Origin of the sequence: Aquamicrobium terrae (genome assembly GCF_040545735.1) — a bacterium.
Lineage (GTDB): Bacteria > Pseudomonadota > Alphaproteobacteria > Rhizobiales > Rhizobiaceae > Mesorhizobium > Mesorhizobium terrae_A.
On record NZ_JBEPML010000001.1, the window covers coordinates 365,318 to 378,657 of the forward strand.

A 13,340-nucleotide genomic window follows, 5' to 3' on the forward strand; every position below is an offset into this window, starting at 1 on the left:
TCAGGCAACGTCAAGGGCCGGGAAGTCAGAACAGGCGCTCGCGCACGTAGACGGTGTCGCCCGGCAGGATCGGGTCGGATGTCGGGACCCGGCCGGTTATGACCTTGCCGTTGATGTCTCGGGTGACATCGACGCTTTCCTGGTTGGCGCGCGGCGAGTAGCCGCCGGCAATGGCAATGGCCTTCTGGACGGTCAGGCCCGGCACATAGGAATATTGGCCGGCCGCACCCACTTCGCCCATGACGAAGATCGGGCGGTAGCGGTCGATCTCGACAGACACGTCCGGGTCGCGCAGGAAGCCTTGCCGCAGCTTGTTCGCGATCTGCTTCTCGAGCTGTTGCGCGGTGTGGCCGCGAGCCGGAATGGCGCCGACAAGCGGGAATGAGATATAGCCGGACTGGTCCACGCTGTAAGTGTTGGTCAGGCCCTCCTGCTCGAACACGGTCACGCGCACCCGGTCTCCGGCGCCGAGCTGATAGGGCTGGTCGAGCATCTCGTGGAACGCCGCCGGGGTGGGCCTGTAGCTGGAGCAGCCGGACAGGATCGCGGAAGCGGCGATCAGGGCGCTCAGCAAGAGGGCGGGTTTGCTCATGAACGACTCGACAGTTTCGATTGCCCGTGTATGGGCAACCTTTGGAACCGGCTCCGTTATCCTCCCATTAGGGTTAATGGCCGGTAAAATTCGCAAAGTCCTTGCCCGGCCTTGGCTGCATGCGCTTCTGTTCCGGGAGGATGGAGACGGCGTTGTGCCGATCTTAACAGCAGGGTTACCGCGACTGTCTACAGTGACGTGTCCGTTACCGGAGCAGGGTGCATGTCAGGACCCCGGTCGGCCCCGGCCGATGTGAGCGATAGCAGGTGTCGGCCCGCCAATGCGATCCGCAGATGGCGCGCTGCCCTTTTGCCGGGTCTCGCGGTGCTGGCCTTCTTGCTTGCCGGAGCGCTCGGGCAGCAGGCCGAGGCGAGCTTGCCGGCGGATATACGTGCTCCCGCCATGGCCCAGGCCAGCGGTCCCGAGACTTCTGGGGCGGAAACCACGGCTGGTGGACAGGCTGCAAAACCGGAGGAGCCTTGCCCGCCGATGATGCCGCTGCTTGCCGGCGCCTTGGCCGGCATACTCGTTGCCGTCGCGTTCTTCGTACTGCGGCGACGCCGGGCCCGGCAACCGGAGCCGGAAGCGCCGGGTGCTCGTGAGCCAGCGCCTGAAGCTTCGGCAATCTTGGCAAACGATGATGCACCGAAAGCGGAAACGGCCGATTCTCCGTCTTCCGGCGAATCTATACCAAGGGATGAGTCCTCCGAACCTGTCCTTGCCGCCGAATCCCAAAAGGCCGGATTGGAGCCGCTTACCATCGAATCTGTCGTGCGCAAGCTGGTCGATGGCGGTGCGGCCTCTGCGGTTTTCATCTCGCCGGAGGGGGACGAGGCAGCAGCCAGCGCGATCATGGTGGCGCGCGAAACCGCCGATCTTGGCTTGCGCGTCGCCCTGGTCGACCTGACCGCGTCAGGGGCGGCATCGCGGCCCATGCTCGATGATGCCGCCATGCCGGGCATCACCGACCTGCTTGCCGACGAGGCCCGGTTCAGCGACGTCATCCATGCCGACCACTATTCGAACTGCCACATCCTGCCGGTCGGCACGGCCGACCCTGTGCGGGCCATGCGGGCGGCGAACCGTCTTCCGGCCATCCTGCACTCTTTGGCCAGGGCTTACGACCTCGTCGTGGTGGAGTGCGGTCCGGCCGATTTGCGGGGCGTGGGCCGGCTGGGCCTGGAGGGCGCCGAAGTGTTCGTGAGCGTCCTGCGGGCGGATGACATCCGGGTCGGCAAGGCCGCTGCCGCGTTCCGCAGCCACTTCCCCGATGCCGCGTTGGTTGGGCCGGGAAGGGCAGTATAACCCGGCTTGCCGTCAGCTTCCCAGGCTGACGGCAAGGTTGACGGCCGCCGCGACGATCACCGTGTTGAAGAAGAAGGATACGATGGAGTGCGCAAGCACGATGCGTCGCATATGCGGTGTGGTGACGTCGGTGTCGGAGGTCTGTGCCGTCATGCCGATGACGGTGGAAAAATAAAGGAAATCCCAGCCTTGCGGGCGTTTCGTGCCGGGAAACTCGAGGCCGCCGGCGGGCACTCTCTTCTCCTGATCGGAGCCGGCATCGTCCATCCAGTAGATATGTGCATAGTGCAGCGCCGTCATGGCGTGGATGGTGAACCAGCCGAGCGGGATCGAAGCCAGCGCGAAGACGAGGCTGGCCGGATCCGTTCCCTGGTTGTTGATGACCTGGAAAAGGGCGCCGACGGCCACGCCGACCACAACCAAGGTGACGATGAAGATGACGGCCACGGGCTGGTCCGTCTCGCGGGCCTTGCGGCTGAGATATCCGGCGCTGAGCAGCGGCATCTCGGCCAGCACCAATGCGCTGTAGACGGCGAAGAACGCGTTGGCGCCGATGGAATAGGCCAGGGAGGCCTTCAGGAACAGTGCGGCGGCAAGGGCGATGAAGCCGACCACCGCCGAAATGCCGAACAGCGCATGCCTGTGGATGGGCAGCCAGCCGGAGCCTGACGGCAGTCCGCTCATGGCCGTGATCCCGAATTCAGCGCCAGCCGCACGATGCGGTCAAGTTCGCCGAGAAACCGGGAGCGGTCGCGCGGCGAGAAGGCGGCATTGAGACCCCTGCTTTCGCCGGTTTCACGCAGATGCTGCTTGAGGTCGCGCATGGCAACCGCCATGCCGATGGTCTCCTGCGTGAAGGGGCGCCCCGTGGGGCCGAGCACATGCGCACCGAGGGCAACGGTGCGCGCGGCCAGCGGGATGTCGGCGGTGATGACGACGTCGTTCTGCTGCGCATGTTCGACGATCCAGTCATCGGCCGCATCGGCACCGGACGAAACCACGACATTGCGGATTTTCGGGTCGCGCGAGGGGCGCAATCCGCCATTGGCGACGAAGACGGTCTCGAGGTCGAAGCGTTCGGCGACCCGCACGACCTCGGCCTTGACGGGGCAGGCGTCGGCATCGACGTAGATCACCGGCGCCATGCCTCGCTCCTCAATATATCACGACGCTTCGGATGCTTTCGCCCCTGTGCATGAGGTCGAAGCCGGTGTTGATGTCGTCGAGCGGCATGGTGTGGGTGATCATCGGGTCGATCTGGATCTTGCCCTCCATGTACCAGTCGACGATCCGCGGCACGTCGGTGCGGCCCCGCGCGCCGCCGAAGGCGGTGCCCATCCAGCTGCGCCCGGTGACCAGCTGGAACGGCCGCGTCGCGATCTCCTGGCCCGCCCCCGCAACCCCGATGACCACCGACTTGCCCCAGCCGCGATGCGAGGCCTCCAGCGCCTGGCGCATCACCTTGACATTGCCGGTGCAGTCGAAGGTGTAGTCGGCCCCGCCGATCTGATCGGCCCCGCGCCTGGTCAGGTTGACGATCTCGGCCACCACGTCCTCGACCTCGCTCGGGTTGACGAAATGGGTCATGCCGAACCGCTCGCCCCAGGCCTTCTTGTCGTTGTTCAGATCGACGCCGACGATCATGTCGGCCCCGGCCAGCCGCAGCCCCTGGATGACGTTCAAACCGATGCCGCCCAGCCCGAACACCGCCGCCGTCGCCCCGATCTCCACCCTGGCGGTGTTGATCACCGCCCCGATGCCGGTCGTCACCCCGCAGCCGATGTAGCAGATCTTGTCGAAGGGCGCGTCCGGGTTGACCCTGGCCAGCGCGATCTCGGGCAGCACGGTGAAGTTGGAGAAGGTCGAGCAGCCCATATAGTGGTGGATCTTTTCGCCGCCCACCGAAAAGCGCGAGGTGCCGTCGGGCATCAAGCCTTGCCCCTGGGTGGCGCGGATGGCCGTGCACAGGTTGGTCTTGCGCGACAGGCACGACGGGCAGGACCGGCATTCGGGCGTGTAGAGCGGGATGACGTGGTCGCCCTTCCTCAGGCTGGTCACGCCCTTGCCGACATCGACCACCACGCCGGCCCCCTCATGGCCGAGGATGGCCGGGAAGATGCCTTCGGGATCGGCGCCCGACAGGGTGAACTCGTCGGTGTGGCAGATGCCCGTCGCCTTGACCTCGACCAGCACCTCGCCCTCGCGCGGGCCCTCAAGGTCAACCTCCATCACCTCCAGAGGCTTGCCCGCTCCAACGGCTACAGCGGCACGCGTTTTCATTGAGTTCCTCCCTGCAACGCAAATCTGGTTGCCGCCAAACTAGCAGCAAGAGGCAGGCGTGCAAGCCGCCGCATGACGCTGGGACACTCAGCCGCCTGCGGGACACAGGTTGTGAACAGGGACGGGCTGGACTCGCGCCGTCCCGATCCCGACTATAAAGCTCTGTGAACGAATCCCCGGTTTGCGACATATGAGCGACGATCAATCCGTGAGTGAAAAGATGATGGCCCTGCCGGCCGCGGTTTCCGGGCGGATGTTCATCCATCTGCGCGTGCACTCGGCCTATTCGCTGCTGGAAGGCGCATTGCAGCTCGGCGCCATCGTCGGCCATGCGCTGAAGGACAATTGCCCGGCGGTTGCCGTTACCGACACCAACAACCTGTTCGGTGCACTGGAATTCGCCCAGAAGGCGACCAAGGACGGCATCCAGCCGATCATGGGGTGCCAGGTCGACCTCAGCTTTTCGGGCGAGCCGGCGGACGGCCCGCGCGATCGGCGCCGGGCAGGGCCGGAAATGGCGCCGGTGGTGCTGATCGCCGCCAACGAGGAAGGCTATGCCAATCTGGTGCGGCTGGTCAGCCATGCCTATCTGGACACGCCTTCCGGCGAGCCGGTGCATGTCACCAGCGACATGCTGGCCCAATACTGCGAAGGCGTGATCTGCCTCACAGGCGGGCCGCGCGGGCCGATCGGCGGTGCGCTCAAGGCTGACCGGCACGAACTTGCCGAATCGCGGCTCCTGTTCCTGAAGGACATGTTCGGCGACCGGCTCTATGTCGAACTGGAGCGCGTGTCCGGCTATGATCGCGGCGTGGAACAGCGCACGATTGAGCTTGCCTACAGGCACGAACTGCCGCTGGTGGCCACCAACGAAGCCTTTTTCCTCGAGCGGGAAGACTACGAGGCGCATGATGCGCTGATTGCCATTGCCGAAGGTTCGGTGATCGCGGTCGACGACCGCCGCCGCCTTTCGCCCGACAACTATCTGAAATCGCAGGCCGAGATGGCGAAACTGTTCGCCGACCTGCCGGAGGCGCTCGACAATACCGTCGAGATTGCCATGCGCTGCTCCTATTATCCCAAGAATCGCAAGCCGATCCTGCCGCGCTTCGCCGGTGCCGATGTCGAGGACCCCGAGGCTGCCGAAAAGGCGGAATCGGAAGAGCTGAAACGTCAGGCGCGCGAGGGTCTTGCGCACCGCCTCGATGCGCATGGGCCGACCGCCGGCCACACGGTCGAGGACTACCAGGAACGGCTGGAGTTCGAGCTCGGCGTCATCGAGCGGATGAAGTTTCCCGGCTACTTCCTCATCGTCGCGGACTTCATCAAGTGGGCCAAGGCGCATGATATTCCGGTGGGGCCGGGCCGTGGCTCGGGTGCGGGCTCGCTGGTCGCCTATGCCCTGACCATCACCGACATCGATCCGCTGCGCTTCTCGCTGCTGTTCGAGCGATTCCTCAACCCCGACCGCGTGTCGATGCCGGACTTCGACATCGACTTCTGCCAGGATCGCCGCGAGGAAGTGATCCGCTATGTGCAGGGCAAATACGGCCGCGAGCAGGTGGGGCAGATCATCACCTTCGGAACGCTGCAGGCGCGCGCGGTGCTGCGCGATGTGGGGCGCGTGCTGCAGATGCCCTACGGTCTGGTCGACCGGCTGTGCAAGATGGTGCCGGCCAACCCCGCCAATCCGGTCAAGCTCAAGGACGCCATCGAGGCCGAGCCGCGCTTTGCCGAGGAGGTGGAGAAGGAGCCCATCGTCCAGACCCTGCTCGACATGGCGCAGAAGCTGGAAGGGCTCTACCGGCATGCTTCCACCCACGCTGCCGGCATCGTCATCGGCGACCGCCCCTTGTGGGAACTGGTGCCGATGTACCGCGATCCGCGCTCGGACATGCCGGTCACCCAGTTCAACATGAAGAAGGTGGAGGATGCCGGGCTGGTCAAGTTCGACTTCCTCGGCCTCAAGACGCTGACCGTGCTGGAGACGGCGGTGAAGCTGATCCGCCGGCGCGGGGTCGAGATCGACCTGTCCAAACTGCCGCTGGACGACCAGCAGACCTATGCCATGCTGTCGCGTGGCGAGACGGTCGGCGTGTTCCAGGTGGAATCGGCGGGCATGCGCAAGGCGCTGATCGGCATGCGCCCGGACTGCATCGAGGACATCATCGCGCTGGTGGCGCTCTATCGACCCGGCCCGATGGAGAACATTCCCACCTACAACGCCCGCAAGCACGGCGAGGAGGAAACGGCCTCCATCCACCCCAAAATCGACCATCTGGTGAAGGAGACGCAAGGCGTCATCGTCTACCAGGAGCAGGTCATGCAGATCGCGCAGGAGCTGGCCGGCTATTCGCTCGGCGAAGCCGACCTGCTGCGCCGCGCCATGGGCAAGAAAATCCGCGCCGAGATGGACAAGCAGCGCGAGCGCTTCGTCTCGGGTGCGGTCGAGCGGGGCGTGAGCAAGCCGCAGTCCAACTTCATCTTCGACCTGCTCGCCAAGTTCGCCGACTACGGCTTCAACAAGTCGCACGCCGCCGCCTATGCCGTGGTGTCCTACCAGACGGCCTACCTCAAGGCGCACTATCCGGTCGAGTTCCTGGCGGCGTCGATGACGCTCGACATGAACAACACCGACAAGCTCGCCGATTTCCGGCAGGACGCTTTGCGGCTCGGCATCGAGGTGGTGCCGCCTTCGGTGCTGACCAGCTATCGCGACTTCGAGGTGGGCGAGAACAGGATCTTCTATTCGCTGGCCGCGCTGAAGGGCGTGGGCGAGGCCGCCGTCGATCACATCGTGGAGAAGCGCAAGGAAGGCCAGTTCCGCAGCCTTGCCGATTTCTGCGAGCGCATCGACCCGAAGATCGTCGGCAAGCGGGTGTTCGAAAGCCTGATCATGGCCGGCGCCTTCGATTGCTTCGGCCACGAGCGCGCCGCCATGATGGCCGGCGTCGAGCGCATGATGGGGCTGGCCGCACTCGCCCAGCAGAATGCGACCTCGGGGCAGGGCGATATTTTCGGCGCCTCGCTCGGCGCGCAGTCGAATGCGCTGCACCTGCCGGTGGTCGAGCCATGGCTGCCGGCGGAGCGCCTGCATCGCGAATTCCAGGTGGTCGGCTTCTATCTCTCGGCGCATCCGCTGGACGAATACAAGCAGGTGCTGGAGAAGATGCGGGTGCAGAACTGGGCCGACTTCGCCGCGGCGGTGAAGCGCGGCGCATCGGCCGGGCGGCTTGCCGGCACGGTGACCTCCAAGCAGGAGCGCAAGACGCGCACCGGCAACAAGATGGGCGTGGTCAATTTCTCCGACACCACCGGCCAGTTCGAGGCGGTGATGTTCTCCGAAACGCTGGCGCAGTATCGCGACTTTCTGGAGGCCGGCAAATCGGTGGTCATCGAGGTGGGCGCGGAGGACCGGCCGGAAGGCGTCAATCTGCGCATCCAGGCCGTACGATCGCTGGACGATGCCGCCAGTCAGGTGCAGAAGCTGCTGCGCATCTTCGTGCGCGGGGCAGCGCCGGTGGATTCGGTGGCTGCGCGTCTTTCGCAAAGCGGCGAGGGGCAGGTCAGCATCGTGGTGCTGAAGGAGGAAGGGCAGGGCGAGGTCGAAGTGGCGCTGCCCAACCGCTACCGCATCGATCCGCGCATCGCCTCGGCCATCGGTGCCGTGCCCGGCGTGGTCGACGTCGAGCTGGTATAGGCGGCGTCACTGGACCGGCCCGCTGCGGCAGGCTGGAGCAACAGTCCGACTGTCCGATGTTGCTCTATCCGGTTGTTTTCGCCGGATTTGTGCAACGCCAGGTGATTCCACTTGATGGCAAAATGCTCTATCGCTTGGCGATGACCAAGCATGCCGAAGCAGAGCAGTTGACGGGGGGCGCAGGGCTTAGGGACCGCCTGCGCAAACTCTATCACGGAAGTTCGCCCGCCGCATTCCGCTTCCGGATCGCGACGATCCTGATCGATCTGGCGATCATCGTCTTCTTCATCCTGACGCCGGTGTTGCAGGAGACGCCGAGCTTCCTGTGGATCGACTATCTGGTCGCGGCCCTTGTTGCCGTGGATATGGCGGGCAGGCTGCTCGCTTCCACGGACATGGTGCGGCTGATCCGCCAGCCCACGTCATGGATCGACATGTTCATCCTGCTCACGCTGCTGTTCCCGCAGGCGCTGGCCAATCTGGCGTTCCTGCGCATATTGCGGCTGTGGTCGCTGTCGCGCAGCGGCTCCCTGTGGCGTCACTTCGAGATGAAGCGGCTGCGGCCATGGCGTGAGGCCAGTCACGCGGTGGTCAATCTGGTGACGTTCCTGTTCGTCGTCACAGGCTTCGTCTACACCTTCTTCTTCCGCAACGGGTCCGGCTTCGAGGGCTATGTCGATGCCATGTATGTGACAGTGGCGACCGTCACCACGACAGGCTTCGGCGATATCGTGCTGCCGGGCGTCGCCGGCAAGCTGACAGCCATCGTCACCATGATCATCGGCATCACGCTGTTCGTGCGGCTGGCAAGGGCGCTGTTCCGGCCGAACAAGGTCTTTTTTCCCTGTCCGCGCTGCGGTTTGCAGCGGCACGAGCCCGATGCCGTGCATTGCAAGGCCTGCGGCCATATCCTCAATATTCCCGACGACAACGACTGACCCGGGACACCCGGTCTCAGATGCGTTCCCATGGGTGGCGGACTTCCGGCTCGTCTTCCTCGCCGGGGCGGGCGGGCTTGCCGCGATGGCCCTTGCCGAAGGTGTAGCCGGTTTCGACGGCGCTGCGGCCGAACTTGTCGCGCAGTGCATCCATCGCGCCCTCGGCCAAGGCGCGCTTGTGGGAGAGCGTATCGACCAGATCGGGCGGGTCGGCCTTTCCGGAATCGCACAGGTCGGCCACGCCGATGCCCAGCAGGCGATATCGCGTTCCGTCGATTTCCTTGCGCAGCAGTTCGAGGCCGGTGGTGAAGATGCGGTCGGCAAGACGGGTCGGATCGCCGAGCTGGCGGTTGCGGGTGCGGATCCTGAAATCGCTCGATTTCAGCTTGAGCACCACGGTACGGCCAGCGAGGCTCGCCTTCTTGAGGCGCGCGGAGACTTTCTCCGACAAGGCGCGCAACACCGGCACCAGATCGTCGAGCTGCGAATGGTCCATGTCGAAGGTGGTTTCGGCCGATACGCTCTTGGAATCGCGGTCGGCGCTGACCACGCGCTCGTCCTGGCCTCGCGACAGATGATAGAGCCTGCTGCCCATGCTGCCATAGCGGCGCATCAGTTCGGCCTGATCCATTTTCTGGAGCTGGCCGATCAGGCGGATCCCGTCGCGCTCCAGCACGGAAGCGAAGGCCCTGCCGACGCCCCAGATCAGCGTGACCGGCTGTTCGGCAAGGAAACCGGTGGCTTCGGCTTCGCCGATGATCGAAAAGCCGCGCGGCTTGCGGAAATCGGAGGCCACCTTGGCGAGGAACTTGCAATAGGACAGGCCGACCGAGGCGGTGATGCCGACTTCCTTCTCCAGCGCCTGTGAAAAACGCGCCAGAACCAGCGCCGGCGGCATGCCGTGCAGCCGCTCGGTGCCGGCGAGATCGAGGAATGCCTCATCGATAGAGATCGGCTCGACCAGCGGAGTGAGCGCCTGCATCATCGCCCGCACCTCGCGCCCGACGCGGGCGTACTTCTCCATGTTGGGCTTGATGACGACCGCCTCGGGGCAAGCCTCCAGCGCCTTGAACATCGGCATGGCCGAGCGTACGCCGTTGATGCGGGCGATGTAGCAGGCGGTCGAGACGACGCCGCGTTTTCCCCCGCCGATGATGACGGGTTTGTCCTTCAGGCTCGGGTTGTCGCGCTTTTCCACGGCGGCGTAGAAGGCGTCGCAATCGATATGGGCCAGATGCAGCTTGTACAGTTCGGGATGGCGCACGAGCCGCGGGCTGCCGCAATGCGCGCAGCGGCGCACGCCGCTCTGTTGCGGCGTCAGGCAGTCACGGCAGAAGCCGTGGTCGGGGTGATTGACGGCAGCGCGCATCGGTCGAACATACGAGGAACGTGTGGCATCCTACGCCAGCGGCGGCGGCGCTTCAACGGCCGGCGTTCGGCGTGAAGGTCACGGTGCCGACCAGTGCCTCGGCCAGCATGGTCTCATATTCGGCACGCGGGACGTCGATGGCGCCGAAGCGCTTCAGGTGCTCGGTGGTGAACTGGGTATCGAGAAGCTGGTAGCCCTGCTGGCGCAGGCGCTCGACCAGCGCGACGAGGCACACCTTGGAGGCATCGACTTCCTTGGAGAACATGCTTTCGCCGAAGAAGACACGCCCCAGCGAAACGCCGTAAAGGCCGCCGACCAACCTGCCTTCGCGCCAGGCCTCGACCGAATGGCAGTGGCCCATATAGTGGAGTTGCACATAGGCCTCGCGGATCGGCCCGTTGATCCATGTCGAGGGGCGGTCGTCGCGTTTCTCCGCGCAGGCGTCGATAACCGCCTCGAAATCGGTGTCGAAGCGCACATCGAACGGGTTGTGCCGCAGCTTCTTGGCGAGGCTTTTGGGAATATGGAAGGCGTTGAGAGGGATGATGCCGCGAATCTCGGGCCGCACCCAGAACACTTCCGGGTCCGTTTCGCTTTCCGCCATCGGAAACACGCCCGAGGCATAGGCCTTCAGCAGGAGATCGGTCGGGATGCGGAAGCCGGGTGCGAATGGGCGGATCATGGCCGCCCCCTCCGGCAGGTCGCTTGTTCGAAAACACCCCCCTCGGCGAGGGGGGTGGAATAGCGGGCCCTGTCTGGCGCCGTCGGCAAGCTACTCTCCCTTGGCCAGGTACTTTTCCAGCCAATGGATATCATAGTTGCCGTCGGCAATGTCGTGGTTGCCGACGAGGTCGCGGAACAGCGGCAGCGTCGTCTTGATGCCGTCCACGACGAATTCGTCCAGCGCGCGGCGCAGGCGCATCATGCATTCGACGCGGTTGCGGCCGTGCACGATCAGCTTGCCGATCAGGCTGTCGTAATAGGGCGGGATGCGATAGCCGGAATAGACGCCGGAATCGACGCGAATGCCGAGGCCGCCGGGCGTGTGGAAATGGGTGATTGTTCCCGGTGACGGCGTGAAGGTGCGCGGGTCCTCGGCGTTGATGCGGCACTCGATCGCGTGGCCGTGGAAGCGGATGTCCTTCTGCGTCACCGACAGTCCGCCGCCGGAGGCCACGCGAATCTGCTCGTGAACCAGGTCGATGCCGGTGATGGCTTCCGTCACCGGATGCTCCACCTGCAGGCGGGTGTTCATTTCGATGAAATAGAACTCGCCGTTCTCGTAGAGGAACTCGATGGTGCCGGCGCCCGAATAGCCAAGCTCGGCCACGGCGTTGGCGCAGATGGTTCCGATGCGCTCGCGCTGGGCCTCGTTGAGGGCAGGGGACAGCGCCTCTTCCCACACCTTCTGGTGGCGGCGTTGCAGCGAACAGTCGCGCTCGCCGAAATGCACGCCCTTGCCGGCGCCGTCACCGAACACCTGAAGCTCGATGTGACGCGGCTTTTCCAGGAATTTCTCGATGTAGACGGCATCGTCGCCGAAGGCGGCGCCCGCTTCCGAACGTGCGGTGGCCAGCGCCACTTCCAGTTCGTCCTCGGAACGCGCCACCTTCATGCCGCGCCCGCCGCCGCCGGCGGAAGCCTTGATGATGACCGGATAGCCGATGTCGGCAGCGATGCGCTTGGCCTCGCTCTCCTCGCTGACCGCGCCGTCCGAACCCGGAACGACAGGAATGCCGAGGCGCTTGGCGGTGCGCTTGGCCTCGATCTTGTCGCCCATGATGCGGATGTGGTCGCCCGAGGGGCCGATGAAGGTGATGTTGTGGGCGGCGAGGATGTCGGCGAACTTGGCGTTCTCCGACAGGAAGCCGTAGCCGGGATGCACGGCGTCGGCGCCGGTGATTTCACAGGCGGCGACGATCTGGTGGATGTTGAGGTAGCTGTCGCGCGAGGGCGGCGGGCCGATGCAAACGCTCTCGTCGGCAAGCCGCACATGCATGGCGTCGGAATCGGCGGTCGAATGGACGACGACGGTCTGGATGCCGAGCTCCTTGCAGGCCCTGAGCACCCGAAGCGCGATCTCGCCGCGATTGGCAATGAGGATTTTCTGGAACATGCCCAAGGGCCTACTCGATCACGACCAGAGGCTGGCCGAATTCGACCGGCTGCGCGTCCTCGATCAGGATTGCGGTGACGGTGCCGCCGCGCGGGGCGGGAATCTGGTTCATGGTCTTCATCGCCTCGATGATGAGCAGCGTCTGGCCTTCGCTCACCTTCTGGCCGACCTCGATGAACAGCTTGGCGCCGGGGGCCGGTGCCAGATAGGCGGTGCCGACCATGGGCGAAGGCACGGCGTTCTTCGAAAGGTCGGGCGCGGCGGGGGCAGCCGGCGCCGCCGGAGCCGCGGGCGCGGCCTGCGGGGCCGGGGCGGGCGCATAGGCCGGCGCGGCGACGGCGGCATGGACCGTCTGCGTGTGGCGCGAGATGCGCACCTTGAATTCCTCGTTCTCGACCTCGATCTCGGTCAGGTTGGTGTCGTTCAGGATTCCCGCCAGATCGCGGATCAGTTGCTGGTCAACACCGGTTTTCTTGTTTGTCATGGTCGAGCCTTCTTGTTGTGTGCCGGTTACAGTCGCGCAGCGAGCGCCTGCAACGCCAGCGTATAGCCGAGGGGGCCGAAGCCGCAGATCATTCCCACGGCGTTCGGCGCGATCATCGAGACGTGCCGGAACGGTTCGCGGGCGTGTATGTTGGAAAGATGCACCTCCACCACCGGCAGAGGCTGGATAGCCTTGACAGCGTCGAGGAGGGCGATCGAGGTGTGGGTATAGGCGGCGGCATTGATGACGATGCCGGCAGCCTTGTCGGCGGCCTCGTGGATCCAGTCCACCAATACGCCTTCATGGTTGGTCTGGCGGAAATCCACGTCGAGGCCGAGCGCGCGGCCCGCCTCGCGACACTGGTCGGCGATGCCGTCAAGCGTCTGCGTCCCATAAATGGACGGCTCCCGCTTTCCAAGCATGTTGAGATTGGGACCGTTCAGAATGAAAACAGTTTTCAATATGCCGACCTTGTCCTGTGGCGGAAGTCGATCACCCACGCCGGACCTTCTATAATGCGCTTAAACCGGTGCGAAAAGAGCGCAAGCCGCTTCTT

At 64.8% G+C, this 13,340-nt stretch carries 12 protein-coding genes; 3 read left to right on the top strand and 9 right to left on the bottom strand.

The annotated features are described in order from the left end of the window. Positions 1–25 precede the first annotated feature (25 nt). Entirely contained in the window at positions 26–592 is a 567-nt protein-coding gene (locus tag ABID37_RS01740) for a polysaccharide biosynthesis/export family protein (protein ID WP_354192254.1), read from the bottom strand. A gap of 489 nt (positions 593–1,081) precedes the next feature. Between ABID37_RS01740 and ABID37_RS01745 the strand changes: the two genes are divergently transcribed. Beyond that, positions 1,082–1,897, top strand: coding sequence for a tyrosine-protein kinase family protein (locus tag ABID37_RS01745; RefSeq protein WP_354192255.1), 816 nt, complete (start codon positions 1,082–1,084; stop codon positions 1,895–1,897). 12 nt (positions 1,898–1,909) lie between these two features. Here ABID37_RS01745 and ABID37_RS01750 read toward each other — a convergent pair whose 3' ends face one another. The 3 genes from ABID37_RS01750 to ABID37_RS01760 are packed head-to-tail and all read right to left on the bottom strand — an operon-like array spanning position 1,910 to position 4,177. Further along, positions 1,910–2,581 carry a DUF1345 domain-containing protein gene (locus tag ABID37_RS01750; RefSeq protein WP_354192257.1) on the bottom strand — a complete coding sequence of 224 codons (672 nt, stop codon included), beginning with the start codon at positions 2,579–2,581 and terminating at the stop codon, positions 1,910–1,912. Then, on the bottom strand, positions 2,578–3,042 hold the full coding sequence (locus ABID37_RS01755) for a YaiI/YqxD family protein (RefSeq protein ID WP_354192258.1): 465 nt from the start codon (positions 3,040–3,042) through the stop codon (positions 2,578–2,580). The genes ABID37_RS01750 and ABID37_RS01755 overlap by 4 nt, the downstream gene beginning before the upstream one ends. Positions 3,043–3,052: 10 nt before the next feature. Continuing rightward, the gene (locus tag ABID37_RS01760; RefSeq protein ID WP_354192260.1) at positions 3,053–4,177 is read right to left on the bottom strand and encodes an S-(hydroxymethyl)glutathione dehydrogenase/class III alcohol dehydrogenase; all 1,125 of its coding nucleotides are present in this window, start codon (positions 4,175–4,177) and stop codon (positions 3,053–3,055) included. Positions 4,178–4,367: 190 nt separating this feature from the next. Here ABID37_RS01760 and dnaE point away from each other — a divergent pair, with 190 nt between their 5' ends. Then, positions 4,368–7,877, top strand: a complete 3,510-nt coding sequence (dnaE, locus tag ABID37_RS01765) for a DNA polymerase III subunit alpha (protein WP_354192261.1) — start codon at positions 4,368–4,370, stop codon at positions 7,875–7,877. Positions 7,878–7,999: 122 nt separating this feature from the next. Beyond that, complete coding sequence (locus ABID37_RS01770; RefSeq protein ID WP_354192262.1) at positions 8,000–8,815, top strand: ion transporter; 816 nt, start codon at positions 8,000–8,002, stop codon at positions 8,813–8,815. A gap of 16 nt (positions 8,816–8,831) precedes the next feature. Here ABID37_RS01770 and ABID37_RS01775 read toward each other — a convergent pair whose 3' ends face one another. The 5 genes from ABID37_RS01775 to aroQ form a co-directional block, all read right to left on the bottom strand. Beyond that, positions 8,832–10,184, bottom strand: coding sequence for a DNA polymerase IV (locus ABID37_RS01775; RefSeq protein WP_354192263.1), 1,353 nt, complete (start codon positions 10,182–10,184; stop codon positions 8,832–8,834). Positions 10,185–10,236: 52 nt separating this feature from the next. Beyond that, a complete protein-coding gene (gene aat / locus ABID37_RS01780) occupies positions 10,237–10,866 on the bottom strand; it encodes a leucyl/phenylalanyl-tRNA--protein transferase (RefSeq protein WP_354192265.1) in 630 nt (209 codons plus the stop codon). Positions 10,867–10,956: 90 nt separating this feature from the next. Next, positions 10,957–12,300 carry an acetyl-CoA carboxylase biotin carboxylase subunit gene (gene accC, locus ABID37_RS01785; protein ID WP_354192266.1) on the bottom strand — a complete coding sequence of 448 codons (1,344 nt, stop codon included), beginning with the start codon at positions 12,298–12,300 and terminating at the stop codon, positions 10,957–10,959. 10 nt (positions 12,301–12,310) lie between these two features. Next, on the bottom strand, positions 12,311–12,784 hold the full coding sequence (gene accB / locus ABID37_RS01790; protein WP_354192267.1) for an acetyl-CoA carboxylase biotin carboxyl carrier protein: 474 nt from the start codon (positions 12,782–12,784) through the stop codon (positions 12,311–12,313). Positions 12,785–12,810: 26 nt separating this feature from the next. After that, a complete protein-coding gene (aroQ, locus tag ABID37_RS01795; protein ID WP_354192453.1) occupies positions 12,811–13,245 on the bottom strand; it encodes a type II 3-dehydroquinate dehydratase in 435 nt (144 codons plus the stop codon). Positions 13,246–13,340: the final 95 nt, after the last annotated feature.